A 26210-nucleotide genomic window follows, 5' to 3' on the forward strand; every position below is an offset into this window, starting at 1 on the left:
TCATAATCCCCCTCATTCGTATTTAAAAATAGGATGGATGACTTAACCACTTTTCTAACTCCACGCTGCCTTGAACTGATAGTAACCGGTATAAATATCGATAGGGAGGTCTACATTCTGTAAGATTAGGAATGGGCATAATGGTTTCGTAACCTTGTTGAAAAGCATGAGCCTCTTTTTCGGTAAATATATATTCTAAGCCGATAAAATCAAACTCCCTTGGAGCAACTGCATAGGCTTCTGTATCTACTAAGCCTGTAATAGATGTACCATTTGATAAAAACTGAGTAGGATCCATATCAATTAAAACGAGCGTTGATTCTTTTGGTGCTGGTAAGGAAGAAAGTTGTGATTCAAAAGTAGGAAATGCATTTTGTATGCTTTCATTATCGGAATAAAACATATTCACAAGCTCTTTACTCACATTTAAAATGTGTGATTGGAATTCATCTAGTGTAATTTGGAAGGAACCTGACACATTTCCGATGTAATCAGCTTTAAATTTATGTATTTCGGCTAGCCCTTTTCCTAGCCTGAATAAAATAGAATCTGGTTGCCCGATAAAAGATTGAACTGTGTTACCTACTAACTTTTCGGCTACAACGAATTCACGCCCATTTAAAATATGTTTTTCTAATATTGCTGGGATAAGAAGGTTAGTATGTTCTTGCAGCAATGTATGCACAGCTTCTAAATGATGTACGTTCCTTGGATCAATTCCAAATAGGTTTTTACATCCCCACCAAAAATCATTATTTGGTTCTTCATTAATTTTAGAAGAACGAACGATAACTTCTGCATCTTCTGTTCGGACGAGAAACACATCGCTTGCATGGTCTTCATAACCTGGGTGTAAAGTTTGAACAGATAAAATAGGTGAAGTGAATAGTTGTTGTAGCATGAAGTTGCTCCTTTTTTCTGTAAATTCTATAAATTCATTATATAACAGAATATGTTCCAAGTGGATAATGATAGGAACAACATAGAACTTAAATACATTCACGGTGAGAAATCAGTATGTAAATTATATTTTTCTAGTTTTGTATGAATTATCAAAATAATATTTTTGATGATAAATCTGCAAAAATGCCCAAATGTAAGTCTCTTATTTTTCAGTAAATGAAGAGTTAAGTGTTCTTTTATGAGAGTAATAATGTGGGTTATGAAAAATATTTCTCAATAATAAAATGAAGAGAAAAATATAAAGTAATAGAATAGATTCCCTTATAATAGTTTTAAATTAATTAATATAATTAATTATTAATAATATTAGATAGGAGAGAATATGATGGCAAATGTACTCGTAATAAATTTCCCTGGAGAAGGTCATATAAATCCGACTTTAGCTATTGTAAGTGAGTTAATTCGGCGAGGAGAGACAGTTGTTTCGTATTGTATTGAAGATTATAGAAAGAAGATTGAAGCAACAGGTGCAGAATTCCGAGTGTTTGAGAATTTCCTCTCTCAAATTAATATTATGGAGCGAGTAAATGAAGGCGGGAGTCCTTTGACGATGCTATCTCATATGATTGAAGCATCAGAACGTATTGTTACTCAAATTGTAGAAGAAACAAAAGGGGAAAAGTACGATTACATGATATACGATAATCATTTTCCGGTAGGACGTATTATAGCCAATGCTTTAAAATTACCTAGCGTTTCTTCTTGTACAACGTTTGCTTTTAATCAATATATTACTTTTAACGATGAACATGAATCAAGAAAAGTAGATGAAACGAATCCATTGTATCAATCTTGTTTAGCGGGAATAGAAAAATGGAATAAACAGTATGGAATGAAATGTAATAGTATGTATGATATTATGAACCATCCTGGTGATATTACGATTGTATATACTTCAAAGGAATATCAGCCGCGTTCAGATGTATTCGATGAATCGTATAAGTTTGTCGGCCCATCCATTGCTACGCGTAAAGAAGTAGGCAGTTTTCCTATGGAAGATTTAAAAGATAAAAAATTGATTTTCATTTCTATGGGAACAGTTTTTAATGAACAACCTGAGCTATATGAAAAATGTTTTGAAGCGTTTAAAGATGTAGAAGCGACAGTCATATTAGTTGTTGGAAAGAAGATAAATATAAGTCAATTTGAAAACATTCCGAATAACTTTAAGTTGTTTAATTATGTGCCCCAATTAGAAGTATTACAGTATGCTGATGTATTCGTGACACACGGTGGTATGAATAGTTCAAGTGAAGCACTATATTATGGTGTCCCGTTAGTTGTAATTCCGGTAACAGGAGATCAGCCTTTAGTTGCGAAACGAGTGAATGAAGTAGGGGCTGGAATAAGGCTTGATCGTAAAGATTTAACTTCTGAATCGTTACGTGAAGCCGTAGAGAAAGTAATGGATGATGTAACGTTTAAGGGGAATAGTCGTAAAGTTGGAGAGTCACTTCGAAATGCTGGTGGGTATAAGAGGGCAGTTGATGAAATATTAAAAATGAATTCATACTCAAAACTTAAATAAATGTTTGGAGCACACTTACTGTAATATGTAAGTGTGTTTCTATAAAAAAATTACATAAAAAATCACTGTAAAGGTGAAACTTTTGTGTATATAAACTCATATCTTTGAATTAGTAGTAAAATTACGTTAAAATAATACTAAGAAAATATATAAGTTTTGGGGGTAATGAATGAAAAGGTTATTTGAATACATATTATTAACAATTGGCTCAATTATTGTAGCGGGTTCATTAGAGCTTATTTTAGCACCTAATGGATTAGTAGATGGCGGGGTAACGGCCATTGCTATCATGGCAAATAAAGTTGCTGGATTACCGCTGTACGGAGTGTTTTTAGGACTTAATATTCCTATCCTGTTATTTACCGCAAAAGTAATGGGGAAGAAGTTCTTCATCCGTACATCTTATGCAAATGTAGTTACAACACTCGGATTAATTTATTTAAAACCATTTCCTGCGATTACAACTTCTGAACTATTAATTGTACTTTATGGCGGAGTATTGTTTGGAATTGGCGTTGGGATTGTTGTCAAAATGGGCGGAGCAATAGACGGATCAGAAATGTTAGCAGTTTGGATGAACAAACACTTTAAAGTACCGATTAGTACATTTTTACTTGCTGTAAATGCAGTTATTTTCACATTTGTAGCGATTTTATTTTCAATCGAACAAGCGATGTTCTCATTAGCAATTTTCTATATTGTTACGAAGATGATTGATTTCATATTAGATGGTATAAATCAAGGAAAGAGCGTTATGATTATTTCTGGTAAAAATAAAGAAATAGGCGATCTACTTATGAAAGAATTGCAATTATCTGTTACGTATCTACATGGAGAAGGTGGTTTTTTAGGAGAAGAAAAGAGAATTATTTATTGTATTACAAACCGTTTCATTTATCCGAAAATGAAAGATCTCGTTCTCTCTGTAGATCCAACTGCTATCATTGAAGCTTCCTATTCAACAGAAACAACAGGTGTTAAACGACCAGGAAGAACAGCGAAATCAGAAAAATAGTGAATGAAGATAGCTCCACGTAAATATAACTTGCGTGGAGCTATTCTTATTTAGGGAACCAGGCTTTTTTCAGTAATTGGACAACAGTTTCGATACGATCCTCTGGAATACTGCCAAAACCGAGTAATACATACGACTCCTCTCTTATATTATGAACAGAATCGTATGTGGAGAGAGGGTATAACTTAATACGTTGTTTCGCAGCCGCATGAATAAGTTCTTGTTCATTCATCCCATTATGAACGTGAAGTACGATATGAAGTCCGGATTGTTCACCGAGTATACGAATGTTATTACCCATTTCGTTTGTAATAGATTTAATTAAAGAACTATGTTTTCTTTTATATAACGTGCGGCTGCGGTTAATATGACGTTCCCAATCACCATTTTGAATAAAGGTAGCAAAGGTAAGTTGTTGCAACGTAGAGACTGTTTGTTTAAACATACCACCAAGTTCTTGATAAGCACTTAATAGATAAGGTGGTAAAACGATATATCCCATTCGTAAAGAAGGTAAAAAAGATTTCGAGAAAGTTCCCATATAAATAACACGTTCAGTTGAATCTAGCCCTTGTAAAGAAGGAATAGGTTTTCCTATATAGCGAAATTCCCCGTCGTAATCATCTTCAATAATATAGCCTTTACAATCATTCGCCCATTTTAATAACTCGAGTCTTCTAGATAACGGCATAATGATTCCAAGTGGAAATTGGTGAGATGGAGTGACATACGCTACATTGGAACCCGATTCACGTAAAGCGGAAATATGAATCCCTTTATCATCTAAAGGGATAGGGTGAACGGGAAGGCCAGAACTTTGAATCATAGCAGGGATACGGTGAAATCCAGGATTTTCGATTCCATATTCCTTTTTGGAACCAAGTAGTTGAAGTAGTAGCCAAAGAAGAGGCTGCGTGCCTGCACCGATAATAATTTGATCAGGTGTAGAATGTACCCCGCGAGCATGATATAAATACTTTGAAATATGTTCTCGTAGAACGAGCTCACCTTGTGGATCTTCTTTAGCAAATAATTCATTTTCATACTGAAATAAAGTTTCTTGTATTGCTCTTTTCCAGTTTGTTATCGGAAAAGCTTTTTGATCAATAAGTCCTTGACTACAATCATAATCATATTGTTCATTTTCTTTATTGTTAGCACTGTTTGACGCAATTTGCTGTGTCTTTTGAATGACATCGATATCAACTTCTGCAACAAAAATCCCGCGTTTCGGTTTGCTTTCTACATACCCTTCAGCTAGTAATTGTTGATAAGCAGATTCAACTGTAATACGACTCACATTAAGTTGCATAGCTAAATTTCTGTGAGAAGGAAGGCGTGTACCGGCACATAGTGATCCACGAGAAATTTCTCGTTTCATATATTCGTAAATCTGTATGTAAATGGGTGTTTTACTTTGCGATTGTAATGGGATAGTAAGATCCATTCGTAGACGCTCCTCTTTATACTGGCCTTATAAAAAAGAATAGAACTGTCACTTAAGTTAAGGGCAGTGGTTTTCTATAATGATGATATAACATTTAGAAAATTTTATAAATAGTAAGGAGAGATTCATAATGAATATTAGAGCGGTAGTAACAGAGGCAGATTTACATGATGTATTCCCAGTATTACAGCAATTACGAACGAAGCTTTCAAGAGAAGAAGCGAGTTCTTTATTTCAAAAAATGAAAGAAGAAAATTATAAACTACTCTCGTTACGTAATGAAGAGGATGAAGCTGTGAGTCTGGCCGGTGTAGCAATTTGTACGAATTTTTATAATGAGAAACATGTTTTCGTATATGACCTTGTAACTGCGGAAGCTCACAGATCAAAAGGTTATGGTAAGGTTCTGCTGTCCTATGTAGAAAAATGGGGGAGAGAAAAAGGGTGCGGTTCTATCGTTCTAACATCCGCGTTTCAAAGAATTGAAGCACATCGTTTTTACGAAAGAGAGGGCTATGATAAGGTAAGCTATTCTTTTTATAAAGAGTTATAATACTAAGTAGGTTCCGTGTGTGAAAATATATGGAGCCTATTTTCTTTTCCAGATTTGAGCTAGGAACAGGTCTAGTAATATAATTTGTCGAATATTAGAATTTAACAAGGAAATGTTGAATTTAGAGCATGTTAGGAGCGTTTATACTTGGAAAAAATAAAGAAATTATCTATACCAAATGATGTAAGAGTCATCATTATTTCTGATATTCATGGAGAATTAGATCTTTTTAAGGAACTACTACATAAAGTTCATTTTAAAGATGAAGATTATTTAATTATTAATGGTGATCTTTGTGAGAAAGGAAGAAATAGCATTGGCGTCGTAAATTATGTGATGGACCTTATAGTTAGCAAGCCAAACGTTTATGTAATTGAAGGGAATTGTGAAGTTGTAGTTGAAGCGCTTGTAAATGAAAACCCTGCGCTAATACATTATTTATGTACGCGAAAGAATACAATTTTTAATGAGTGGCTAGGGCAATTGAACGTTACTGTTAATGGAGAAAGTGATATTTGTGAAGTGAAAAACATACTGATGAGCCATTTTTCAAAAGAAATAAAGTGGCTAACAGAATTGCCAACAGCGATTGAAACTGAGGATTATATCTTTGTACATGCTGGCCTTGAAAATAGAGAAGATTGGAAAGAAACAGAACGGAAAAATGCGATAGCAATGCCGGAGTTTTATAATAAATCACATAGAGCAAATAAGTACGTAGTTGTCGGTCATTGGCCTGTTGTAAACTATTCAGACAACGCACCATCAAACAATCCAGTTATTGATAAGGAGAAAAAGATTATTGCAATTGACGGTGGAAATGCGATTAAAGAAGCAGGACAATTAAACGCATTTATCATTCAGAGGACAAGAGCAGGTGATACGTTTTCTTATACATATGTAGACTATTTTCCAGAGTTTGAAGTGATAGCAGATTTTAATGCGAATTCAGACATGCAGGGCGGGGTGACATATCCGTATTATTACATAGAGCCTATGGAGAAATTGAAAGATTATACGATATGTAAGCAAAGAGAAACGAATAAATTACTCTCTGTGAAAAATGAATATATTAGGCAACTTGATTCAGGTGAATGCACAGTGAAAACCGATATTTCTTGTGCACAAATAAGCGTAAGAAAAGGGGACATTGTTTCTCTCATCGATGATAGCTGCTCAGGATATGATTTAATTAAAAGAGATGGAGTAGAAGGCTGGATAGAGAAAGGTATTTTAGTTGAGATAGAAAAAATGAAAAAGAAAATATTAAGCTGAAATAGGAGGGATGTAACCTCCTATTTTTTTATTATTTTTTTAAAGGAGTAGATTGCTTGCTGTCTTTCATAAGTAAGTAAATCGTACTCGGTAAAATGATAAGCGTCATTCCTAAAATAATTGTGAGTATAGCATAACCTCTATACGGAGCAGAAACGATAAATGGAAGCCCCGCTAGAAAAATACCTGCAATCATCATTGAAATACTACAAATATTTGAAGCTCTTTTTTCAAGCTGCTTATCATTCCATTCCAATGAAATTGTTGATTTAGTCGTATCAATTTTGGAACTGAAATAGCCTATTAATATAAATAAAAGCCCTAATGCTAAAAATATTAAATGATCAAGAGGAAGTGTGAAGCCAAGAGCGATGAGGGCAATGATAATATCGACAAAAAATAAAAATAGTAAAATTGTGTTGCCGATCCAAAGGAGAAATTTCGGATTACCCTCTACTTTAGATAAAGCTAAAAATAAAAGGAATAAGAAGGAACATATAATTATATTTACGATAACAAAAGTGCTTTTATCCATTGTTGATGTAGGCGTTCCATTGAAGTCCCATTTCGTAACAATACTTAAAGGTAAGAAGAAATAGAGAATAATATTTGTCGTAATAATAGTGAGAAATAAAGCAATACTAAATCGATTATTCATTGAATCACCAGCTTTCTACATGAATAATTGGTATCTTATAACAAAATTATACAATATAATAAATGATATTTGTTTTGATTTTTCTGAAAAAATATTATAATTATATATGAAATAAAGAGAGTTGTAGGAGGAAAATTATGCAAAACGTAATAGTAAATGGGGATAAAGTTACAATTCGTACAATTGAAGAATCAGATATAAACCTATTATGGAATCTCATATTTAAAGAAAAAAATCCAGAATGGAAAAAATGGGATGCACCGTATTTTCCGTTTTCAATGCAAGAATACCCATCTTTTAAAGAGGGGATGCAAACACGTTTAAAAGAAGAACCTCTATCTAAATTAATTATAGAAAATAACGGCCAAATTATAGGAACAATCGGGTTTTATTGGGAGCATAAACCGACGCGTTGGTTGGAGATGGGGCTTGTTATTTATAATCCAAATTACTGGAATGGTGGCTACGGTACAGAAGCGTTAACGTTATATCGAGATTTACTATTTGAAAAGATGGAAATTGGTAGGGTAGGAATCACGACTTGGTCTGGTAATGAACGAATGATGAAAGTAGCGGAGAAAATAGGAATGACTTTAGAGGGTAGAATGCGCAAATGCCGTTATTATAACGGAACATACTATGATTCTATTCGAATGGGTATGATTCGTGAAGAATGGGAAGCACTATATGTAATAAAGGGGTGAGGAAGTATGTACGCTATTATTGCTACATTTGATCGTGTGTTTACTAATAAAATTATAGAATTGCAAAATGAAATAACAAATATCATTGGCACAAATCAATTAGCAGGAGTAGAACCTCATATTACATTAGCTGATTACCATGAGTTAGACGTTCATTTATATAAGGAGAAATTAGAGGAGTTTGTAGCAGTTCAAGAGAATATGGCTGAGGTAACTTTTCCTGCTGTTGGAACTTTTCCTACTAACGGAACGATCTTTTTAGCACCGACCATTACAGATGAATTGTTAAAACTTCATCATTCTTATCATGATTATTTTAAAACTTTTCATGATAATTTAAATTCATATTATGTGCCTGGAAAATGGGTTCCGCATTGTACAATTGCAAATAAGCTACATGTAAATCAGTTTTTAATTGCAATGGAATATATTTATGGAAAATTTAATTGTGCAACAGCTTCAATTGAGAAATTAAAATTAATTAAAGTAAATTATGAAAATGGTTCTGCCATTTCTTCTAGTATATTAGCAGAATATAATTTTAAGAGAATGGAGACATCGAGATGACATATGTAATTAGAGAAATGAAGCAAGAAGACATTCACGCTGTACAATCAGTAGCGAAAATAGCTTGGCATGATACGTACGAAGGTATTATTCCGAGAAAGATTCAAGACAGTTTCTTAGACGAGGCTTATTCTGATGAAAAAATGAAATATCGTCTCGAAAATACACATTTATTCGTTGCGGAAGAAGAGGGAGAAGTAATTGGCTTTGCGAATTTTTCACCTGTTAGACTGCAAAACGAAGCAGAATTAGGCGCGATTTATTTGTTACCCGATCAGCAAGGGAAAGGGATAGGAAGTGCTTTATTACAAAAAGGGTTAACGGCATTAAAAGGAATTCGGAAATTATACATTCATGTAGAAGCAGCGAATGAAAAAGGAAAACATTTTTATGAAGCGAAAGGTTTTGCACAATTAGAGGAATTTGAGGAAGATTTTGAAGGACATATGATGCAGACAGTAAGGATGGTTTTATACGTATAAGGAGGACCAGTAATGAAAATTTTTGATTGTAGTGAAGAAGTAGGAAAGCAAATCACAGCATTTCAATCTAATTTCATAATGTCGAAAATATTAAATCATAAAGGAAATGTACATATCGGTGCTATGCATTTACAAAAGAATGGAATAATTGGATATCATGAAGCAGTTGTATCGCAACTGCTTCTTATTGTGGGCGGAGAAGGATATGTATGCGGAGCAGATAAAGAAAAAGTGAAGGTGGAAGCGGGACAAGCTGTATTTTGGGAGAAGGGTGAATTTCATGAGACGAGAACGGAAAAGGGATTGATGGGAATTGTTATGGAAGCGGAGGATCTTGAACGAGCGATATTAATGCCTATTAAAGAGGAGAGTTGTGAAAAATGATAGAAAAGGCAAATCGGGAAGAAACGGGCAAAATAATACAATATGCAGCTCAATCACTTTTTGAAGGGACAAGAGGGAATTGCCAGTTAAGTACAGAGAAAGCAATTGAAATTACAAGGCCGATTGTAGAAAAGGGAGCATATTATTTAGTCGTTAAAGAAGAAAATAATGTAATGGGATGGATATTAATAGGGGAAAATACGGACTATTTTTCTCATAAAAAACTAGGGTTTATATACGAATTGTATGTTTTTCCAGAGTACCGCGGGAAAGGATTGTCAAGAAAGTTAATGGAGGATGGTATTAAGGAATTACAAAAGAATTATTCAGAAATTCGTTTAAATGTATTTGCTGGAAATTTTGCAAAAGAAATGTATGAAGAGTTTGGGTTTGTTGAAAGACAGGTAATTATGACTTTGAAGTGAGAATATGAGGGGAAATAATAGAGTCATTTAATATGAAGTGGCACAAAAAAGGTTACGTGCAACAACTTGTAAATCTAAGATACGAAGATTTACACTCTATATATTAATTATTTTCATTCTTCAAATCCGTTATTTTATATATAAAGTCAAAAAGTAGAAAGCTATGGCTCTCTACTTTATTTAGCAATGAATCGTTTAGCTTTCATTATATGTTTCATTTCTATACGAGGTGTTACACCTTGTACCCAATCTGGATCAAATTCTATCCAATCTTTATCTAGGCTTTGTAACCAATCAAAGTCAAAAATTCTGGTCCAGGTAGCTATCATTTTATCTTTTGGAAAACCTTCTGTTTCGAAATGATCCCATTCTTCCTCCGTTTTAGTTATAGGACTATTATTTAAAATAGCGTGCCAAGTATGAAAACAAGACCAAAGAATGTCTTCATCTGGTATGTCTAATGTAAGAATGACACCTTTTTGACCTTTAGGTAAAAGTGCTGGGCGGTTTTGGTCAGGTCTTTTATTCCAAACCCATACAGGGAAAGTCCGGCCATCATAATTAGGAATTCTCTCTTTCATCTGTAATATCATCCATGCATATGGAGATTTGAAGTGAGGACAAACATATTTCTCATTTCCATGATAAAAACCTTCTTCTTGCATTTTTTTATAAATGTGAAGTGGTTTTACAGTATATACGATCAAGTAGACACTTCCAATCTAATCTAATATAAGTATGTAATGAATTTTTATTTACTTAATTATCTTGCATGGAAAAACACAAAATATCAAATTTGAAGTGCCCTATGAATTGTTAGAGACATTCTTACAATTCATAGGCATTTTTTGTTTCTGCGGAGATTATAAAAAATATTTTTAATATCAATATAAAATTTTATGTTTAGTTCACCAACTTTCGGAAAAACTAGGAAAGATATGACAAAGGAGGTTATGAACGGTGGATCATCCAATTCAAGGGTTAATGAAAGCGGCAATGGAAAATTTAAAAGAAATGGTCGATGTAAATACGATTGTTGGAGAGCCTGTTCAAACGGCTGACGGTGGTGTAGTGTTAACGGTTTCTAAAGTAGCGTTCGGGTTTGGAGCAGGAGGTTCTGATTTCCAAACGAATGATGGACAAAGAGCGAACGGTAACCCTGCATTTGGTGGCGGTAGCGCGGGTGGTGTTTCTATTACACCAGTAGCATTTCTTGTAGTGAATAAAGATGGAGTAAATATTCTGCATCTACAAAATGCGACACATTTAGCAGAAAAAATGATTGAATTAGCTCCACAAACAATTGATAAAATTCAATCGATGTTCCAAAAAGATGAAAAGAAAGAGGGAAATCATCATCCTCAAAACCCAGATGAAATCCTTTAAAAACGCCTGCTCACGAGCAGGTGTTTTTTCTTGTAATCACTATGTAATAAAACACATGAAATTGTAAATAGTTTTTGAATTTTTTTCTATGTTTCTAAAATTTTTCATGTTAAAATATGCTATAGAATTGAAACATATAAAACGAAGGTGGCTAGGTGCTTTGTCTGGAGGATCTGACCAAGTAAAGAATATGATATATATTAATGGTAATCGTCGAGGTCATTGTTTTATTACATCAGGAATTACGTTTAAAGAGTTTGCAAGTAACATCCCTTCACCGCTTCATCAAGTGTTGCTTTTGAAGCATAACTTTGAATGGACAGATTTTCATTATCATACTTTATTTGAATATGTTGAGGAAGAAAATATACATAAGCTAATTCAAGCAGAGATTGATGAATTTGATGAATTTTGTTGGGTAGATTTTGATGATGCAAGCGATTTAGATGAGTTAGAGCCAAAAGAAATTGCAGAGCTTTTATATTTGGCTCACAAAAAAGAACCACTTGCAAGAACATTCTTTCCGCTATTGAAAAATAGATTTGTTTATTTTTCACATGATGATGGATGGTACAACAAAGTGTATTATCGTAGAATTGCTGATTTTGTAGGCATGTTAAGTAAAGTCATTCCTTATAAACTCGGTGCTTTCGGTAAGAAACGTTTTTCTTTGTTCCAAAAATCAAAAATTTTCCCAGCAATTTCGAAAGAATTGATCATGGGGCTTATTCCATTAATGGAAGACGGTCTTTATATTGATCTAGCAGGGAAAATTGAGTCAAGAAGGGGTCTTGAAATTCCGGTATATGTAGTTGGTTCGTATGAAAGTACGGATGAGGTGCTAGATAATATTGATGAATTGAAAGAAGAAGCAACAGAGACAGGTTGGCTCATTTTTGATAAGAAAGAACAAGAATGGCAATGGGTTGTGGACTAAGAAAACTTGGCGCATGAAGTCAAGTTTTCTTGTCATTTGAAAGGAGTACAAATGAAGAAATATTATACAATTGTGGGTATGATAAGTATTATTCTCGTGGCGATTTTACTTATTACTTGTCCAAAAGAATCAGATTTTAAAGTGTATGTAGAGGATAAGTATGCGTTGAAATGTGATGAGAGTAGTTTTGAATGCACACAAAATGTAGATGGTAAAAAAGAAAAATTAAAATTTGAAAGTACAGATGCACGAAATGGTGTATTTTTTATGACTGTAAAGCAAACATTTAAGACAGAAGCTGGTGTTACGAAAGAATATAGCGGAGTAGGAATGTTTGGTACATTTCTTTTTGTTTCAGAAAAGACTTTCTAGTAATAGAAGGTCTTTTTCTTATGCTTATGTTCATATAGATGAAGTAAGACAAGCATAGGAGGGGTAGTAATGAAGAAGACATGTATCGTTTGCGGTGGTGAGGAGTTTTTTTCTTCAACTTTGTATGCACGTACGAAACAAGATTGGGCGTATGCACAAAATATGTATCGATTTGAAAAGGTGTTTATTGAGCATCGAGATGAAGAGAATTATCCAGTGTTTCAAGAAATTACAGCGAAACATTGCTGTGGATGCGGACATATTATGTTGTATCACGAATGAACACACCAAGTATAACTTGGTGTGTTTTTTTTAAAACGCTGACAAAGCAAGCGGATAGAGTAAAGTAAATAAAACAGAAAAACTACCAAAACCAATCGCAGTATATCCAAGTGTTCTTGCTCCGAAATTGACAGCTAATAAGCCGACTAAAATCGCAAGAGAGCCGAGTGTAACCGGATAAAATGCAATTGAGAAAAGCGAAAGAAATAAAGCGACATAGCCTACCATTGCACCGGTATTTGTACCTTCTACTTCATTTGCAATTTCTTTACGGTTATGTCTAATCGGAATGCCAGCTGGTGATATTTCAGCTGCATACTCTTCGTTTTTTTCACCACTTTTAAAATGATGATTTCTCTTTCTTCGCATGTACATCCCTCTCTTTCAATTGGGTGTACCTATAGTATCTTACATAAAGAGAAGAACATGAGTATGAGTTAAACCCAAGTAAAGCAAAAATTGGAGAATAAAGATTTCATCATTAGTTTGTACATCTCCTAATGAAGATAAAGTGAAACTTTAATCAGTGGGGGGGTCTTCAGCCTCCACTGATTATTAGTTGAACCAATCGGACTTTTATGGGCAGTTGATCCCCCACCTAAATTCTTTGCTTTCGCTGCATTTTGAGGTGGGGGTCTTACTGCCCATTAAAGCGGGATAAACAGGAATTTTGGAAAATGATGTAGAATGAAATGAGTGATAAAACGTGAAGGCAGGGGAATGTATGACGAAATTTAATTGGCATGAATCAGCAGAGAAAAAATGGGATAGTAGTGCAGAATTTTGGACTCAGAATAGTCAGGAGATGTGGGACAGCGGGAGCAGAAGTACAATTATTCCATTTTTTGAACAGTATGTGAAGAAAGAAGCTCAAGTGCTCGATGTTGGTTGTGGAGATGGATACGGTACATATAAATTAAGTCACGCGGGCTATAAAGCAGTTGGAGTAGATTTATCAGAAGTGATGATTCAAAAAGGGAAGGAACGCGGAGAAGGACCGAATTTATCTTTTATAAAAGGGGATCTTTCTTCTTTACCATTTGAAAATGAGCAATTTGAATCAATTATGGCAATTAATTCTTTAGAATGGACCGAGGAGCCATTGCGAGCATTAAATGAGATAAAGCGCGTTTTAAAAAGAGATGGGTATGCATGTATTGCAATTTTAGGACCGACAGCCAAGCCTCGAGAGAACAGTTATCCTCGTTTATACGGCAAAGACGTTGTTTGTAATACGATGATGCCTTGGGAGTTTGAACAGTTAGCGAAAGAACAAGGTTTTGAAGTTGTAGATGGCATCGGTGTATATAAGCGCGGAGTAAATGAGAAGATGCTAGGTCAACTACCTACAGAGTTACAACAATCATTAACATTCTTATGGGTATTTATGTTAAAAAACATATAAAGAAATGATAGAATTTTTAGGAGGTAAATAAGTGCAGAAAATACAAAAAACTGATACAATATCATCAGAACCAATTAAAGGGGGACTAGGGTATATGACAACTACTACAACAGTTAAATCCGATATTGAAATCGCGCAAGAAGCGAGTATGAAGAAGATTCAAGAAATTGCAGCTGAATTAAATATTTTAGAAGATGAATTAGAGCCATACGGGCATTATAAAGGTAAGTTATCTCTTGACATTTTTAAGCGCTTACAGAACGAGAAAGACGGTAAAGTTGTTTTAGTAACAGCGATTAACCCAACTCCAGCTGGAGAAGGAAAATCAACAGTAACAGTTGGTTTAGGTCAAGCTTTTAATAAAATTGGTAAGAAAACAGTAATCGCACTTCGCGAACCATCTCTTGGACCAACGATGGGACTAAAAGGTGGGGCAGCAGGTGGTGGTTTTTCACAGGTTGTACCAATGGAAGACATTAACCTTCACTTTACTGGAGATATCCATGCGATCACAACTGCTAATAACGCGTTAGCGGCGTTTATTGATAATCATATCCAACAAGGAAACACACTTGGAATTGATACGCGTAAAATCGTTTGGAAACGCTGTGTTGACTTAAATGATCGTGCCCTACGTAACGTAGTAATTGGTCTTGGTGGACCAGTTCAAGGTGTACCACGTGAAGACGGTTTCGATATTACAGTAGCATCTGAAATTATGGCTGTATTCTGCCTTGCAACAGATATTCAAGATTTAAAAGCGCGTCTATCTCGCATCGTAGTTGCTTATAACTTTGCAAATCAACCTGTAACGGTTAAAGATTTAGGTGTAGAAGGTGCGTTAACATTATTATTAAAAGACGCATTAAAACCAAACTTAGTACAAACGTTAGAAAATACACCAGCTATCATTCACGGTGGACCATTTGCGAATATCGCTCACGGTTGTAACAGTGTTATCGCTACAACAATGGCGGCAAAATTAGGTGATTATGTTATTACAGAAGCTGGATTTGGTGCTGATTTAGGTGCAGAGAAGTTTTTAGATATAAAAGCTCGTGCAGCTGGCATTAAACCCGAAGCTGTTGTTATTGTTGCGACTATTCGTGCGCTTAAAATGCATGGTGGCGTGGCAAAAGATCAATTAAAAGAAGAAAATGTAGATGCATTAGCAAAAGGTATGGAAAACTTACAGAAGCATGTTGAAACAATTCAAAGCTTCGGTGTGCCTTTCGTAATTGCAATTAATAAATTTATTACAGATACAGATGCAGAAGTTGCATACTTACAAGAGTGGTGCAATGAGCGTGGCTATGCAGTATCCTTAACTGAAGTTTGGGAGAAAGGTGGCCAAGGCGGAGTTGACCTTGCTGAGAAAGTGTTAAAAGAAATTGAAAAAGGTGAAAACAACTACGCACCACTTTATGAATTAGAATTACCATTAGAAGAAAAAATTCGTACAATTGCTCAAAAAGTGTACGGCGCAAAAGATATTGAATTTGCTCCGAAAGCACGTAAGCAATTGGCTCAATATGAAGGAGAAGGATGGAGTAACCTACCAATTTGTATGGCGAAAACACAATACTCTCTTTCTGACGATGCAACAAAATTAGGTCGTCCATCAGACTTTATCGTTACAATTCGTGAGCTGAAACCATCAATTGGTGCAGGATTTATCGTTGCGTTAACAGGAACAATGTTAACAATGCCAGGCCTTCCAAAACAGCCAGCAGCACTACAAATGGACGTAAATGAAGATGGAAAAGCAGTAGGTTTATTCTAAAAGGTTGTAATTCATCTCGTTTATCTGTAAACTATATATACATCAAGTGGCGCCTTTCCATCGAAAGGCGCCTGTTTTTTGGAGGAAATTATGTTTGATCCAACTGCTTTTGATAATTTAAAAGTAATCGTAGAAGGTGCTGTATATGATTTTGATTTACATGGAGATATTCTTGTAACAGATCGAAAAGATATGATGGACCTTGCCTCATTAAGTCGTATATACAATATTTCATTTCAATTAACAGAGCCGTTCGAACAGTTAGTAGAAGCAACATTTTCACTATCTGTAGATGCAAAGAACTTATCTGGTGAAATATTGGAAGTACCACAATTTACACCAGGTTGTGAAATGAAGTTAGCATTTTCATTCCCGATAGAAAAGCCAGAGGTAGTGTGCGAAGAAATTGAAACTTTCATGCATTCTATATGGGGAAAAGAAAGAATGATTACGCAAAAACTTTCATACGAATATAATAAGCAAGCGATTTCATATCATAATAAGGTAGAGGTTCTATTTCAAAAAGCGATTACAGAAGACCATGTTGATGATTTAATAGCTGTTATTTCACACATGATAGAAACGGTGCGAACAATACAACATTTTCTTCAAAAATAGAGATAAAGGAGAAAAACAAATGATAAAAGATATGCAACCATTTTTACAACAAGCTTGGGAGAAGGCTGGTTTTAAAGAATTAACTGAAATTCAAAAACAAGCGATTCCAACTATTTTAGAAGGACAAGACGTTATAGCTGAATCTCCAACTGGAACAGGAAAAACATTAGCGTACTTATTACCCCTTTTACATAAAATTAATCCTGAAGTAAAACAACCACAAGTTGTTGTTTTAGCGCCAACACGTGAGCTTGTTATGCAAATTCACGAAGAGGTTCAAAAGTTTACAGCAGGGACTGAAATTTCAGGTGCATCTTTAATTGGTGGTGCAGATATTAAGCGCCAAGTTGAAAAATTAAAGAAACACCCGAGAGTAATTGTCGGTTCACCAGGACGTATTTTAGAATTAATTCGTATGAAAAAGCTAAAAATGCATGAAGTGAAAACAATTGTATTTGATGAGTTTGATCAAATTGTAAAACAAAAGATGATGGGCGCAGTACAAGATGTAATTAAATCAACGATGCGCGACCGTCAATTAGTATTCTTCTCAGCGACAATTACCAAAGCTGCAGAAGACGCGGCACGTGATTTAGCAGTTGAACCACAAGTGGTACGTGTAACTCGTGCAGAGTCAAAAAGCTTAGTTGAGCATACGTATATCATTTGTGAGCGACGCGAAAAAAATGATTACGTAAGAAGAATTATGCATATGGGCGATGTAAAAGCAGTTGCTTTCTTAAATGACCCATTCCGTTTAGATGAAATTACTCAGAAATTGCAGTTCCGTAAAATGAAAGCAGCAGCTCTTCATGCAGAAGCAGGTAAGCAAGAGCGTGAAGCAACGATGCGTGCTTTCCGCGGCGGGAAATTAGAAATTCTACTTGCTACTGATATTGCAGCACGCGGTATTGATATTGATGATTTAACACATGTAATCCACTTGGAGTTACCAGACACAGTAGACCAATATATTCACCGCTCAGGACGTACAGGACGTATGGGTAAAGAAGGAACAGTCGTTTCTCTTGTAACACAACAAGAAGAGCGTAAATTACTTCAATTTGCAAAAAAACTAGGTATCGTATTTACGAAGCAAGAAATGTTCAACGGATCATTTGTAGAAACGAAACCGAAAGCACCAAAGAAAAAGAAACCAGCGTTTACTGGGAAGAAAAAGCCTAGATAAAGAATGGGAAAGACGTAACTATTTGTAGTTACGTCTTTTTTGTTTGTAATTCAATAACAAAGGGAATTTAAATGTACCTATCTTATAAGAAATATCTATAAAGGTAAATTATTTCTCATTTAGTTTTGTACAAGGAAGTAATATAAAGAGAGTCGAATATTAAACTGATGCGAAATAATAAAAAGAAGGTACATATATGGATAGGAAATTAGGAATGTTTTTAAATACGAAACATATTGAAGTAAACGAAGGAATAAAAAAGGCGAGAGAATGGAATTTAGAATCTATTCAATTATATGCTATGAATAAGAACTTCAACTTAGCTAATATTTCAAGGGTAGAATGGAATACTTTAAAGAAAAGCTTATCTTTTAATGGAATAAAGGTTCCATCATTAGCAATTAGCTTTGGAGAAAATGGAATTGTGGGAACGGAAGTTGACAGTGAAATAGATCAATTTAAATACATTACTGACAGAGGTTTGGAGTTAGGAGCAAAGATAATAACAGCTCATATCGGGGGAATTCCAGATGATGAAAAAAGTGAGTATTATAATAAAATGGAGCGAGTTTGTTATGAGATAGGGGAATTAGCACTCAAATTTGGAGGGATTTTCGCAATTGAGACGGGTTCTGAAAAAGCGATAGTGTTAAAAAGATTTTTAGAAAGTATAAATTCAAAAGGACTAGCGGTTAACTTTGACCCAGCAAATTTAATAAGTGATGTAAATGAAAATCCGGTAGAAGGTTTATTACTATTAAAAGATTATATAGTACAAACTCATATTAAAGATTGTAAAGAAGTAAAAAGTGATAGCTCGAGTAAGTATATAGAAGTAGCAGCAGGAAATGGTGAAGTGGATTTCGATATATTCTTCAAGGTATTAGATGAAATTAGATTCGACGGATATAACATGATTGAAAGAAATGATTATTTTGACGAATTGGATGGGATGAGTCAGTCGATAAATTTTGCAAAGAAGTACATATAAATTCAAAAGGAATAACGATAGCATCTGTAGAAAGCTACATAGAATATAAAAACCATTAGGGGGAAATGAAATGATTCATAAAGTCGGACAAATTATGTTGTATGTAAATAATCAAGATGAGGCAGTAAATTTTTGGACGGAAAAGGTAGGGTTTCATGTAGTAGCTGAGGAAGATAATAAGCAAGGAATGAGATGGATTGAAATCGCTCCGGCTAACGGTGCAGAAACGAGCATTATATTACATAATAAAGAAGTGATTTCGAAAATGAACCCAGAATTAAATCTTGGTACACCGTCCTTAATGTTCTTCTCAGAAAATCTTGATCAACTATATACAGATTTAAAAAATAAAAATGTTACTGTTGGAGAAATGGTAACTATGCCTTCTGGTAAAGTGTTTAACTTTGCTGATAGTGAAGGGAATTATTTTGCGGTTATGGAAAAGAACAAATAATAATATTGCTTTGTAAAAACCCCCCCTCAAATATATTGAGGGGGGTTACATGTTTGAAGTGGATTTTTCATTAGAGAGTTGATTAATAAAAAATACGCCTTTTTCAATAGCTGTTTCAATATAACCAACGATTTGATCAAACGTAAATACTTGTAAGTCTTCATGCAAATGTTGCTCTGGATACAACATATCTTCAAAAAGATACTTTCGAAAAGCTAAAACGTTTTCTTTAGAAACCTCTTCAATATCCACAATGTGAGCCTCTTGATTGAGAAGAGAGAAGAGTCGTTGTTCTTTATCGTAATGATGAAGCAACTTTGCATTTAATAATTTAAAATCGTTATAGTACATAGGTGCGATAGTTTCGTCATTTTCTATTCTATTTTTTAGCCAAGGTAGAAAAAAACCACTTAGCCAATTATCATCGGCAATGAGATGGGTGTAATAGCCTAAGAGAAAAGGGGAATCCATATGAACTTTATATTTTTGAAAAAAAGAATTGAAATCTATCCTTCTCGTATAGTTTTTCGTTGTGCCAGCGTAAAAGTGTGAAGCGCCTTTTTCTGCTGCTGAATGAACAGCATCAGGTGCTACACCTCCAAGTATGAAAGAATTTTTATCTTGAATAGATAATTTCTCGGCAATCCTGTTAGCGATAATAGCATGCATAATTCGTGATCCCATGAATGACACCTCGGTTTCAAGTATTCATTTCAGGAAGAGGACTGGACAGTTAGTATTACTTTCCCTGTACTTTTTCTACTTTCGACCCATTCATGTGCTTTCCCTGCATCTTGAATTGGAAAATTATATAATAGTTATGCGACTTTATCAATTTAGCCAAGAAGACTCCTTCCTCAAGGAGCGTGAAGGACGTAGCCCAGCGAGTAGGTGGGAGATGAATTGGCTTCGAACAAGAGATGACAGGAAGTCATCTTAATTGTTCGACATATGTAAAGTGTTACCGGACAATTTGTCATAATCACTTCACTATAAATAGAATGTATGTTTGGTGTATAATAGACATATACCGAAATGGAGGTGAAACGAAGGATGATCAATAAAGCGTATAAATTTCGTATCTATCCAAATAAAGCACAAGCGATTCTGATCAATAAAACGATTGGTTGTTCTCGTTTTGTATTCAATCATTTCCTATCTCTATGGGATAATGCATACAAAGAAACAGGAAAAGGTTTGACATATGGTACATGCTCTGCCAAACTTCCTGCCATGAAGAAAGAGTTTGTTTGGCTAAAAGAAGTGGATAGTGTTGCTATTCAATCGTCTGTTCGCAACCTTGCGGATGCTTACACACGCTTTTTTAAAAAACAAAACAGTGTCCCGCGTTTCAAATCTAAAAAGAACAACATACAATCTTATACGACAAAACAAACAAATGAAAACATTGCTGTTGTGGGGAACAAAATGAAATTGCCGAAACTAGGTCTTGTTCGATTTGCAAAAAGTCGTGAAGTAAAGGGACGTATTTTAAATGCTACGGTTAGACGGAACCCTTCTGGCAGATACTTTGTGTCATTGTTAGTTGAAACAGAAGTGCAAGAACTTCCGAAAACACATTCTTATATTGGAATGGATGTAGGATTAAAAGATTTCGCCATTTTGTCAGATGGAACAACCTATAAAAACCCTAAATTTTTCGCTCATTGGAAGAGAAGTTGGCAAAAGCACAGCGTGTTCTTTCTAGAAGAATGAAAGGATCTTCTCGCTGGAATAAACAACGAGTAAAGGTAACTAGAATTCATGAACACATAGCTAATGCTAGAAAAGATTACTTGGACAAAATCTCAACTGAAATCATCAAAAACCACGATGTTATCGGTATAGAAGATTTGCAAGTATCGAATATGTTAAAAAATCATAAGTTAGCAAAAGCGATTAGTGAAGTATCTTGGTCACAATTTAGAACGATGCTAGAATACAAGGCAAAATGGTATGGAAAGCAAGTCATTCCGGTATCCAAAACATTTGCTTCAAGCCAATTATGTTCTTGTTGTGGGTATCAAAATAAAGACGTTAAGAATCTAAATCTTCGTGAATGGGATTGTCCTGCGTGCAATAGTCATCACGACAGAGATATTAACGCAAGTATCAATCTTAAAAATGAAGCTTTAAGGCTTCTAACCGTAGGAACTACGGGGATAGCCTAATGAATTAGAAGCCGCTAGGCTTCTGTACTTAGGAATCTTCCACTTCAAACAGTCCGTAAGGACGTTAAGTGGTGAGTAGTTCAAAAGTGAAGCTTATGAACTCATTGAATCATTATATTAATTTATATAAAAAACCTTTGAAAAAATCGAACGAAATATCAATTACTTGCCAATATATAGTGTAAGACAAAGGAGGGATGGTATATGAAGGATGAAACAGTGTATACAGATTTAATCCATTTAACTTTATCAGGAAATAAAGAAGCATATAGCGAGCTGTATGATAAAACGATTCAAGAAGTATATAAAACAGCACATTTTTTAATTGAAGATAAAACAGATGTAGATGATGTCGTTCAAGAAATATACATACAGCTATATGAATCGCTTCGTAAGTATGATAGCAAGAAACCATTTCGCCCTTGGCTAATTGGACTTGCGATTAAACAAATTCACTCTTATAGAAGAAAGAGGTGGATGCGATTACGAATTATAAAAAAAGCAGAAGAGCAAAGAAAACCAGTACAAATTGATTTTTCTAACGATGTTGTAAGTAAAATATCAAACCAAAAACTAATCGAACTCATTCATAAATTACCGTATAAATTGAAACAAGTTATTATCTTAAGATACTTACACGATTATTCACAAGAAGAAGTAGCACAAATATTACATATCCCGATCGGTACTGTGAAATCTAGAATTCACGCGGCATTAAAAAAACTACGTCAAAAAGAGCAAGTAGAAGAAATCCTTTTAGGAGAGGTAGGGAATGTGAAATGAGTTTAGATTGTAGAGTTAGAGAATCTATACAAGAAGAAGCGAAGGGGATTATTGCCCCGCCGGAGTTAAAAGAAAAAGTAATTGTTCAAATAAAAATGAAGAGCGGGGGAAGTAAAAGGAAGAAGCGCCTTATCGCAGGAGTGCTTGCAGCGGCTTTTTTAATCCCGACGACTGGTTTTGCGTATCAATCTATTATGGCGGATGGTATATACGGGTCTTTTGAGAATTTAAAAAAACATGCCGGAGCGATGACATTAGAAGCGTATATGCGTTTGAATGCAAAATTATCAGAAGCGAAAGATGAAATGGGTGCGAAGGAATATGAAGAGTTTACAAAAGAACTAAAAAAATTAACAAATGCAAAGCTGGTATACGGAGATTCGAACGGTAATATTGATTATGATCAATTATCACCAGCAAAAAGAGAAGAGATGAAGAAGGTAAGTATGGGGCTTCAACCATACTTTGATAAATTAAATGGTCATAAATCTAGTAAAGAAGTATTAACACAAGAAGAGTTTGACCATTATGTGGAAGCTTTAATGACATATGAAATCGTACAAGTAAAGACAAAATCAACTGGTGGAATGAAAGTAGAAGACGTACCTGAGGCGTACAAAGAAAGATTTATTCAAGCAGAGCAGTTTATGGAGTATGTAGATGAAAAGGTGAGATAAGTAAAAAAGCTCATAGCTTAAGCTTGAGCTTTTCTTATTGAAACGTAAATATATTAACCACCTATTCCTTTTGCTAGCAATAAGAAATATACAACTACTAATATTACGCCATTTAATGCTGTATCAACTATTCCGAATAACCAATTCTTTGATGCGATTGCAAAAATAATACCGAGTAATGAAAGTATAGCTAGAATCGTAATAATTAAGGTTAAATTTGCATGAGGCCCTCTTAAAATAAAGAAAGAACATATACTTGCGAGAAACATTAGACACGAAAATCCAAAAAGTTTATACATAATAATGCTCCCTTAGTTGAAGTGTTATTTAACTTAGTACACGATTTTCTTTAGTTTAACATAAATTTCCTAGTACATATTGAATATATAAACAATAAAAAACGAGTATAAAATCTATGTGATTGTATACTCGTTTTATTATTATTTAAATTTCCTTACCGCATGAATAGCGACTCTTACAAGTAATATCGCACTTATAAATAAACCACCGTAACCAACGACACTTAAAAATTGATTATTTGGCTCTGTCGCACTGTTTGCTAAATGCAATTATTCTAACAACAAGCCAAGGAAGTACAAACCTTGGCTTGCACGATTCAATAGAGTACTCAATTATATTTTTTCATATTTGCAGTATCTTTTTTTATAAAGCAATCTAAAAGGGAATAACCAGCTATTAAACTAATTATCGTAACAAAGGTTGTATTTATAAGAATAATATTAGCTAAATAAGGTAGATATTGGCCAAGCGGTGAAAAGAGTAGAGCTGGAGAAAAGGAAATTAATATTGTAGGCACTGTAATTGCGATAAATTTATCTGGTTGAAAGCTCCAGCTTTGTTTACTCGTTTCGCGATTAATCGATTGAAGGAATCGTAATAATATGCCAACGATAAGAGGGAAGAGTGTAAAGTAGAATAATCTTGGATACACGTTAAAGTTTGCCTGCGCATCTGTATCTAAATAAAATTGAATTTTCACTCCGACAAATAATAATAAGACGATAAATAATGTAAAACAGAGGTATAACATCACTTTTTGCATTGCATTCCACCATCCTTTATTAAAGATATATTCAAAGAAAAAAGAGATATACAATAACTACTGTTGTATATCTCTTCTTTTACGGTTAGTTAATAGTGGAGTTTGCTTTTTCTTGCTTCGTGAAATAATCAATAATGCCCATCGCGCTAATTTCTATATCTAGATGTAAAATGTTATAAACGGAATGATCTGATGGAACGTTTAACTTTGTAAGGTGGGAAGAGATCTTATCCATTAATACAGTTTGTAAAGCTTTAGTCGCTTCATCGAAATCATTATACTGTTCAAAGACCTCTTTACCAGTATGAACGAAAATAGGTAACCAATGTTCAAGCTGGTTATATACTTCTGTAACATTGGATGATGTACCGTAATGACCGAAATAAATAGTATCTACATTCATACTTTGAATGTGATTTTTAGAAGCAATCATCGAATCTGGTTCGAATTGTGAAGGAGATGTTGATGGGAGATATAGTTCTATACCAACGTCTGCGAGTTCTCTATAATAAATGCCAATTGTATCGCCAGTAAAAATGCCGTTTGTTAATGAATCGTGAATGCTAATATGGTGCTTAGCATGTCCCGGTGTATCGTAAAATGTAAGTGTACGATCTTCGGCAATTTTTAACGTATCACCATGTTGTACAATACGAACACGTTCTTCTTCTATAGGAAGAATTGGATCAAATAGTTTATCGAAATCTTCTTTGTATACAGCTTTTGCGCCTAAAATAAGTTTTGTTGGATCAATCATATGACGAGCACCGCGAGAATGCACATATAAAGTAGCATTTGGGCATTTTTCCATTATTAAACCAGCAGCACCGGCGTGATCTAAATGAACATGTGTAACGATAATGTTTTTAACTTCGTTTAAATCAATATGTAATTGTTGTAAGCCGTCTAAAATATACGGAAGAGAAGGGGCTGCACAAGTTTCAATTAAAGTAATATCGTCACCTAATAAAACGTACGTACCAGTTCTTTCATTATGTTGTAAATCAAAATCATCAATAAGATATAGGTGAGAAGATAATTGCTCTACTTTTTTCATCATTACCACTCCTTATTTACTGCATGTTTCTATTATACGCTAAAATACAAAAAGGCAGAAAACGAAAGCTCGTCTTCTGCCTTTTTGTAATGTTCTTATTTCGTTTGTTCTTTATTGATAGACATTACGAACAGTCCAACAATGCCGCCAACGATTGGAAGCATAATCTCTCCTGCTAAATTAAAGTAGGAGCTTAAAAATAAACCATTTACATCGATTACCCAGCCAATCACATACAATAACATCATATATAGTACGAAATAAAACTCGCGATTTGAAATCGTTTCATGTTGTGCAGTTTTCATAATGAACACCATCCTTCTCTTTTATAATGGAATATAAACTGTCACATTTTGTTCACAATTTAATTGTAAAACTTTCCAACATAAAAGTCTAGTAGATTGTGTCGAATTTTTGAATGGGAATAAAGCGCTATCATTTTAGCGTGCAAGTACGTAATAAGAGCTGTATATTCACGAATGTAGTATAGTATAAACATAGAATGATAGTGAAGAGAGGAGCAAGGATAATGACAGTTTATGATTTTTCAGCTAAAACGATAACAGGAGAAGATAAGTCGTTAAAAGATTACGAAGGAAAAGCACTTCTTATTGTAAATGTAGCTAGCAAATGTGGTTTTACGCCACAATATAAAGGATTACAAGAAGTATATGATAAATATAAAGACCAAGGACTTGAAATACTCGGTTTCCCTTGTAATCAATTCGGAGGACAAGAACCAGGTACAGAAGCGGATATTACTAGTTTTTGTGAATTAAACTACGGTGTAAATTTCCCGATGTTTGCAAAGGTTGATGTGAAAGGTGATAAGGCACATCCGCTTTATACATACATGACAGAACAAGCACCAGGTTTACTCGGTATGAAAGCAGTGAAATGGAACTTTACTAAGTTTCTAATCGGAAAAGAAGGGAAAGTAGTAGGGCGTTTTGCGCCGCAAACGAAGCCAGTGGATTTAGAGGCTGAGATTGAGAAGGTACTTGGGTAATCACTAGAAGTTTCACTTTATTAAAAAAAGCC

Annotated in this window: 33 protein-coding genes and 1 pseudogene; 23 read left to right on the forward strand and 11 right to left on the reverse strand. The window is 34.4% G+C overall.

The window, feature by feature from the left end; all coding sequences use genetic code 11:
• Positions 1 to 22 precede the first annotated feature (22 nt).
• Complete coding sequence (locus MR113_RS10600) at positions 23 to 901, reverse strand: nitrate reductase (protein WP_242254078.1); 879 nt, start codon at positions 899 to 901, stop codon at positions 23 to 25.
• A 387-nt stretch (positions 902 to 1288) separates the two neighbouring features.
• On the opposite strand from MR113_RS10600, the gene MR113_RS10605 reads away from it, so the two are divergent.
• Both MR113_RS10605 and MR113_RS10610 read left to right on the forward strand, forming a co-directional pair.
• Entirely contained in the window at positions 1289 to 2491 is a 1203-nt protein-coding gene (locus tag MR113_RS10605; protein ID WP_242254080.1) for a macrolide family glycosyltransferase, read from the forward strand.
• 169 nt (positions 2492 to 2660) lie between these two features.
• Complete coding sequence (locus MR113_RS10610; RefSeq protein ID WP_242241671.1) at positions 2661 to 3506, forward strand: YitT family protein; 846 nt, start codon at positions 2661 to 2663, stop codon at positions 3504 to 3506.
• Positions 3507 to 3552: 46 nt separating this feature from the next.
• On the opposite strand, the gene pdxR is transcribed toward MR113_RS10610, so the two are convergent.
• Complete coding sequence (gene pdxR, locus MR113_RS10615) at positions 3553 to 4953, reverse strand: MocR-like pyridoxine biosynthesis transcription factor PdxR (RefSeq protein ID WP_242254082.1); 1401 nt, start codon at positions 4951 to 4953, stop codon at positions 3553 to 3555.
• Between the two features lie 130 nt (positions 4954 to 5083).
• Between pdxR and MR113_RS10620 the strand changes: the two genes are divergently transcribed.
• Positions 5084 to 5506 carry a GNAT family N-acetyltransferase gene (locus MR113_RS10620; RefSeq protein ID WP_242254083.1) on the forward strand — a complete coding sequence of 141 codons (423 nt, stop codon included), beginning with the start codon at positions 5084 to 5086 and terminating at the stop codon, positions 5504 to 5506.
• 147 nt (positions 5507 to 5653) lie between these two features.
• Entirely contained in the window at positions 5654 to 6781 is a 1128-nt protein-coding gene (locus tag MR113_RS10625) for a metallophosphoesterase (RefSeq protein WP_242254085.1), read from the forward strand.
• Between the two features lie 31 nt (positions 6782 to 6812).
• Here the strand turns inward: MR113_RS10625 and MR113_RS10630 are convergent, their stop codons facing one another.
• The gene (locus tag MR113_RS10630) at positions 6813 to 7439 is read right to left on the reverse strand and encodes a DUF1648 domain-containing protein (protein ID WP_242254087.1); all 627 of its coding nucleotides are present in this window, start codon (positions 7437 to 7439) and stop codon (positions 6813 to 6815) included.
• A gap of 137 nt (positions 7440 to 7576) precedes the next feature.
• Here MR113_RS10630 and MR113_RS10635 point away from each other — a divergent pair, with 137 nt between their 5' ends.
• From MR113_RS10635 to MR113_RS10655, 5 genes are read left to right on the forward strand one after another with little or no spacing between them, the layout of a single operon-like run.
• Positions 7577 to 8143, forward strand: coding sequence for a GNAT family N-acetyltransferase (locus MR113_RS10635; protein ID WP_242254089.1), 567 nt, complete (start codon positions 7577 to 7579; stop codon positions 8141 to 8143).
• A 6-nt stretch (positions 8144 to 8149) separates the two neighbouring features.
• Entirely contained in the window at positions 8150 to 8710 is a 561-nt protein-coding gene (locus MR113_RS10640) for a 2'-5' RNA ligase family protein (protein ID WP_242254091.1), read from the forward strand.
• Entirely contained in the window at positions 8707 to 9192 is a 486-nt protein-coding gene (locus tag MR113_RS10645; protein ID WP_242254093.1) for a GNAT family N-acetyltransferase, read from the forward strand. Before MR113_RS10640 ends, MR113_RS10645 begins: the two co-directional genes overlap by 4 nt.
• A 12-nt stretch (positions 9193 to 9204) precedes the next feature.
• Complete coding sequence (locus MR113_RS10650) at positions 9205 to 9576, forward strand: cupin domain-containing protein (protein ID WP_242254095.1); 372 nt, start codon at positions 9205 to 9207, stop codon at positions 9574 to 9576.
• Entirely contained in the window at positions 9573 to 10001 is a 429-nt protein-coding gene (locus MR113_RS10655) for a GNAT family N-acetyltransferase (protein WP_242254097.1), read from the forward strand. Before MR113_RS10650 ends, MR113_RS10655 begins: the two co-directional genes overlap by 4 nt.
• A 176-nt stretch (positions 10002 to 10177) precedes the next feature.
• On the opposite strand, the gene MR113_RS10660 is transcribed toward MR113_RS10655, so the two are convergent.
• Complete coding sequence (locus MR113_RS10660; RefSeq protein WP_242254100.1) at positions 10178 to 10708, reverse strand: DUF3841 domain-containing protein; 531 nt, start codon at positions 10706 to 10708, stop codon at positions 10178 to 10180.
• Between the two features lie 253 nt (positions 10709 to 10961).
• On the opposite strand from MR113_RS10660, the gene ytfJ reads away from it, so the two are divergent.
• The 4 genes from ytfJ (at position 10962) to MR113_RS10680 (ending at position 12978) form a co-directional block, all read left to right on the forward strand.
• Positions 10962 to 11387 carry a GerW family sporulation protein gene (gene ytfJ / locus MR113_RS10665; protein ID WP_000349987.1) on the forward strand — a complete coding sequence of 142 codons (426 nt, stop codon included), beginning with the start codon at positions 10962 to 10964 and terminating at the stop codon, positions 11385 to 11387.
• 160 nt (positions 11388 to 11547) lie between these two features.
• Positions 11548 to 12324 carry a hypothetical protein gene (locus tag MR113_RS10670; protein WP_061678612.1) on the forward strand — a complete coding sequence of 259 codons (777 nt, stop codon included), beginning with the start codon at positions 11548 to 11550 and terminating at the stop codon, positions 12322 to 12324.
• A gap of 51 nt (positions 12325 to 12375) precedes the next feature.
• On the forward strand, positions 12376 to 12696 hold the full coding sequence (locus MR113_RS10675) for a hypothetical protein (RefSeq protein WP_242254102.1): 321 nt from the start codon (positions 12376 to 12378) through the stop codon (positions 12694 to 12696).
• Positions 12697 to 12765: 69 nt separating this feature from the next.
• Positions 12766 to 12978 carry a hypothetical protein gene (locus MR113_RS10680; protein ID WP_151630658.1) on the forward strand — a complete coding sequence of 71 codons (213 nt, stop codon included), beginning with the start codon at positions 12766 to 12768 and terminating at the stop codon, positions 12976 to 12978.
• A 30-nt stretch (positions 12979 to 13008) separates the two neighbouring features.
• On the opposite strand, the gene MR113_RS10685 is transcribed toward MR113_RS10680, so the two are convergent.
• Positions 13009 to 13347: a permease gene (locus MR113_RS10685; RefSeq protein WP_242254104.1), complete on the reverse strand. Its 339-nt coding sequence runs from the start codon at positions 13345 to 13347 to the stop codon at positions 13009 to 13011.
• Positions 13348 to 13702: 355 nt separating this feature from the next.
• On the opposite strand from MR113_RS10685, the gene MR113_RS10690 reads away from it, so the two are divergent.
• The 6 genes from MR113_RS10690 (at position 13703) to MR113_RS10715 (ending at position 19418) form a co-directional block, all read left to right on the forward strand.
• Positions 13703 to 14383: a class I SAM-dependent methyltransferase gene (locus MR113_RS10690; protein ID WP_242254106.1), complete on the forward strand. Its 681-nt coding sequence runs from the start codon at positions 13703 to 13705 to the stop codon at positions 14381 to 14383.
• 94 nt (positions 14384 to 14477) lie between these two features.
• Positions 14478 to 16166, forward strand: coding sequence for a formate--tetrahydrofolate ligase (locus MR113_RS10695; RefSeq protein WP_012644371.1), 1689 nt, complete (start codon positions 14478 to 14480; stop codon positions 16164 to 16166).
• A gap of 90 nt (positions 16167 to 16256) precedes the next feature.
• Positions 16257 to 16784: a hypothetical protein gene (locus MR113_RS10700; protein WP_061678609.1), complete on the forward strand. Its 528-nt coding sequence runs from the start codon at positions 16257 to 16259 to the stop codon at positions 16782 to 16784.
• A gap of 19 nt (positions 16785 to 16803) precedes the next feature.
• Positions 16804 to 17973 (forward strand): DEAD/DEAH box helicase, encoded by a 1170-nt coding sequence (locus tag MR113_RS10705; RefSeq protein ID WP_061678608.1) that lies wholly within the window; start codon positions 16804 to 16806, stop codon positions 17971 to 17973.
• A gap of 196 nt (positions 17974 to 18169) precedes the next feature.
• Entirely contained in the window at positions 18170 to 18964 is a 795-nt protein-coding gene (locus MR113_RS10710) for a sugar phosphate isomerase/epimerase family protein (protein WP_242254108.1), read from the forward strand.
• A 70-nt stretch (positions 18965 to 19034) separates the two neighbouring features.
• Positions 19035 to 19418: a VOC family protein gene (locus MR113_RS10715; RefSeq protein WP_242254110.1), complete on the forward strand. Its 384-nt coding sequence runs from the start codon at positions 19035 to 19037 to the stop codon at positions 19416 to 19418.
• A gap of 45 nt (positions 19419 to 19463) precedes the next feature.
• Here MR113_RS10715 and MR113_RS10720 read toward each other — a convergent pair whose 3' ends face one another.
• Positions 19464 to 20102 (reverse strand): zinc dependent phospholipase C family protein, encoded by a 639-nt coding sequence (locus MR113_RS10720; RefSeq protein ID WP_242254112.1) that lies wholly within the window; start codon positions 20100 to 20102, stop codon positions 19464 to 19466.
• A gap of 369 nt (positions 20103 to 20471) precedes the next feature.
• On the opposite strand from MR113_RS10720, the pseudogene tnpB reads away from it, so the two are divergent.
• The 3 genes and pseudogenes from tnpB to MR113_RS10735 all read left to right on the forward strand — a co-directional run bounded on the left by tnpB (position 20472) and on the right by MR113_RS10735 (position 23049).
• Positions 20472 to 21589: pseudogene (tnpB, locus tag MR113_RS10725) on the forward strand (IS200/IS605 family element RNA-guided endonuclease TnpB).
• Between the two features lie 204 nt (positions 21590 to 21793).
• Positions 21794 to 22372: a sigma-70 family RNA polymerase sigma factor gene (locus tag MR113_RS10730; RefSeq protein WP_242254114.1), complete on the forward strand. Its 579-nt coding sequence runs from the start codon at positions 21794 to 21796 to the stop codon at positions 22370 to 22372.
• On the forward strand, positions 22369 to 23049 hold the full coding sequence (locus MR113_RS10735) for a DUF3600 domain-containing protein (protein ID WP_242254116.1): 681 nt from the start codon (positions 22369 to 22371) through the stop codon (positions 23047 to 23049). Before MR113_RS10730 ends, MR113_RS10735 begins: the two co-directional genes overlap by 4 nt.
• Positions 23050 to 23102: 53 nt before the next feature.
• On the opposite strand, the gene MR113_RS10740 is transcribed toward MR113_RS10735, so the two are convergent.
• The 5 genes from MR113_RS10740 to MR113_RS10760 form a co-directional block, all read right to left on the reverse strand.
• Positions 23103 to 23348, reverse strand: coding sequence for a hypothetical protein (locus MR113_RS10740; protein WP_242254118.1), 246 nt, complete (start codon positions 23346 to 23348; stop codon positions 23103 to 23105).
• 141 nt (positions 23349 to 23489) lie between these two features.
• The gene (locus MR113_RS10745) at positions 23490 to 23618 is read right to left on the reverse strand and encodes an ABC transporter (RefSeq protein ID WP_097858475.1); all 129 of its coding nucleotides are present in this window, start codon (positions 23616 to 23618) and stop codon (positions 23490 to 23492) included.
• Positions 23619 to 23677: 59 nt separating this feature from the next.
• Positions 23678 to 24112, reverse strand: coding sequence for a hypothetical protein (locus MR113_RS10750; protein ID WP_242254120.1), 435 nt, complete (start codon positions 24110 to 24112; stop codon positions 23678 to 23680).
• An 85-nt stretch (positions 24113 to 24197) separates the two neighbouring features.
• Positions 24198 to 25169, reverse strand: coding sequence for an MBL fold metallo-hydrolase (locus MR113_RS10755; RefSeq protein ID WP_242254122.1), 972 nt, complete (start codon positions 25167 to 25169; stop codon positions 24198 to 24200).
• A gap of 95 nt (positions 25170 to 25264) precedes the next feature.
• Entirely contained in the window at positions 25265 to 25474 is a 210-nt protein-coding gene (locus MR113_RS10760) for a DUF3925 family protein (RefSeq protein ID WP_002127081.1), read from the reverse strand.
• Between the two features lie 224 nt (positions 25475 to 25698).
• Here MR113_RS10760 and bsaA point away from each other — a divergent pair, with 224 nt between their 5' ends.
• Entirely contained in the window at positions 25699 to 26178 is a 480-nt protein-coding gene (bsaA, locus tag MR113_RS10765; protein WP_242254124.1) for a glutathione peroxidase, read from the forward strand.
• The last annotated feature ends 32 nt before the right edge of the window (positions 26179 to 26210 follow it).

It is taken from the genome of Bacillus cereus group sp. BfR-BA-01379 (assembly GCF_022663605.1).
GTDB lineage: Bacteria > Bacillota > Bacilli > Bacillales > Bacillaceae_G > Bacillus_A > Bacillus_A mobilis.

Excerpts from the sequence above, each read along its gene's own strand:
- MR113_RS10655 (WP_242254097.1), top strand. The coding sequence starts at position 9,573 with ATGATAGAAAAGGCAAATCGGGAAGAAACGGGCAAAATAATACAATAT.
- MR113_RS10620 (WP_242254083.1), top strand. The coding sequence starts at position 5,084 with ATGAATATTAGAGCGGTAGTAACAGAGGCAGATTTACATGATGTATTC.
- MR113_RS10610 (WP_242241671.1), top strand. The coding sequence starts at position 2,661 with ATGAAAAGGTTATTTGAATACATATTATTAACAATTGGCTCAATTATT.
- MR113_RS10755 (WP_242254122.1), bottom strand. The coding sequence starts at position 25,169 with ATGAAAAAAGTAGAGCAATTATCTTCTCACCTATATCTTATTGATGAT.
- MR113_RS10680 (WP_151630658.1), top strand. The coding sequence starts at position 12,766 with ATGAAGAAGACATGTATCGTTTGCGGTGGTGAGGAGTTTTTTTCTTCA.
- MR113_RS10735 (WP_242254116.1), top strand. The coding sequence starts at position 22,369 with ATGAGTTTAGATTGTAGAGTTAGAGAATCTATACAAGAAGAAGCGAAG.
- bsaA (WP_242254124.1), top strand. The coding sequence starts at position 25,699 with ATGACAGTTTATGATTTTTCAGCTAAAACGATAACAGGAGAAGATAAG.
- MR113_RS10695 (WP_012644371.1), top strand. The coding sequence starts at position 14,478 with ATGACAACTACTACAACAGTTAAATCCGATATTGAAATCGCGCAAGAA.
- MR113_RS10750 (WP_242254120.1), bottom strand. The coding sequence starts at position 24,112 with ATGCAAAAAGTGATGTTATACCTCTGTTTTACATTATTTATCGTCTTA.
- MR113_RS10685 (WP_242254104.1), bottom strand. The coding sequence starts at position 13,347 with ATGCGAAGAAAGAGAAATCATCATTTTAAAAGTGGTGAAAAAAACGAA.
- MR113_RS10710 (WP_242254108.1), top strand. The coding sequence starts at position 18,170 with ATGGATAGGAAATTAGGAATGTTTTTAAATACGAAACATATTGAAGTA.
- MR113_RS10675 (WP_242254102.1), top strand. The coding sequence starts at position 12,376 with ATGAAGAAATATTATACAATTGTGGGTATGATAAGTATTATTCTCGTG.
- MR113_RS10705 (WP_061678608.1), top strand. The coding sequence starts at position 16,804 with ATGATAAAAGATATGCAACCATTTTTACAACAAGCTTGGGAGAAGGCT.
- MR113_RS10760 (WP_002127081.1), bottom strand. The coding sequence starts at position 25,474 with ATGAAAACTGCACAACATGAAACGATTTCAAATCGCGAGTTTTATTTC.
- MR113_RS10740 (WP_242254118.1), bottom strand. The coding sequence starts at position 23,348 with ATGTATAAACTTTTTGGATTTTCGTGTCTAATGTTTCTCGCAAGTATA.
- MR113_RS10645 (WP_242254093.1), top strand. The coding sequence starts at position 8,707 with ATGACATATGTAATTAGAGAAATGAAGCAAGAAGACATTCACGCTGTA.
- MR113_RS10690 (WP_242254106.1), top strand. The coding sequence starts at position 13,703 with ATGACGAAATTTAATTGGCATGAATCAGCAGAGAAAAAATGGGATAGT.
- MR113_RS10605 (WP_242254080.1), top strand. The coding sequence starts at position 1,289 with ATGGCAAATGTACTCGTAATAAATTTCCCTGGAGAAGGTCATATAAAT.
- MR113_RS10715 (WP_242254110.1), top strand. The coding sequence starts at position 19,035 with ATGATTCATAAAGTCGGACAAATTATGTTGTATGTAAATAATCAAGAT.
- MR113_RS10730 (WP_242254114.1), top strand. The coding sequence starts at position 21,794 with ATGAAGGATGAAACAGTGTATACAGATTTAATCCATTTAACTTTATCA.
- MR113_RS10630 (WP_242254087.1), bottom strand. The coding sequence starts at position 7,439 with ATGAATAATCGATTTAGTATTGCTTTATTTCTCACTATTATTACGACA.
- MR113_RS10720 (WP_242254112.1), bottom strand. The coding sequence starts at position 20,102 with ATGGGATCACGAATTATGCATGCTATTATCGCTAACAGGATTGCCGAG.
- MR113_RS10650 (WP_242254095.1), top strand. The coding sequence starts at position 9,205 with ATGAAAATTTTTGATTGTAGTGAAGAAGTAGGAAAGCAAATCACAGCA.
- MR113_RS10600 (WP_242254078.1), bottom strand. The coding sequence starts at position 901 with ATGCTACAACAACTATTCACTTCACCTATTTTATCTGTTCAAACTTTA.
- MR113_RS10700 (WP_061678609.1), top strand. The coding sequence starts at position 16,257 with ATGTTTGATCCAACTGCTTTTGATAATTTAAAAGTAATCGTAGAAGGT.
- MR113_RS10640 (WP_242254091.1), top strand. The coding sequence starts at position 8,150 with ATGTACGCTATTATTGCTACATTTGATCGTGTGTTTACTAATAAAATT.
- MR113_RS10635 (WP_242254089.1), top strand. The coding sequence starts at position 7,577 with ATGCAAAACGTAATAGTAAATGGGGATAAAGTTACAATTCGTACAATT.
- pdxR (WP_242254082.1), bottom strand. The coding sequence starts at position 4,953 with ATGGATCTTACTATCCCATTACAATCGCAAAGTAAAACACCCATTTAC.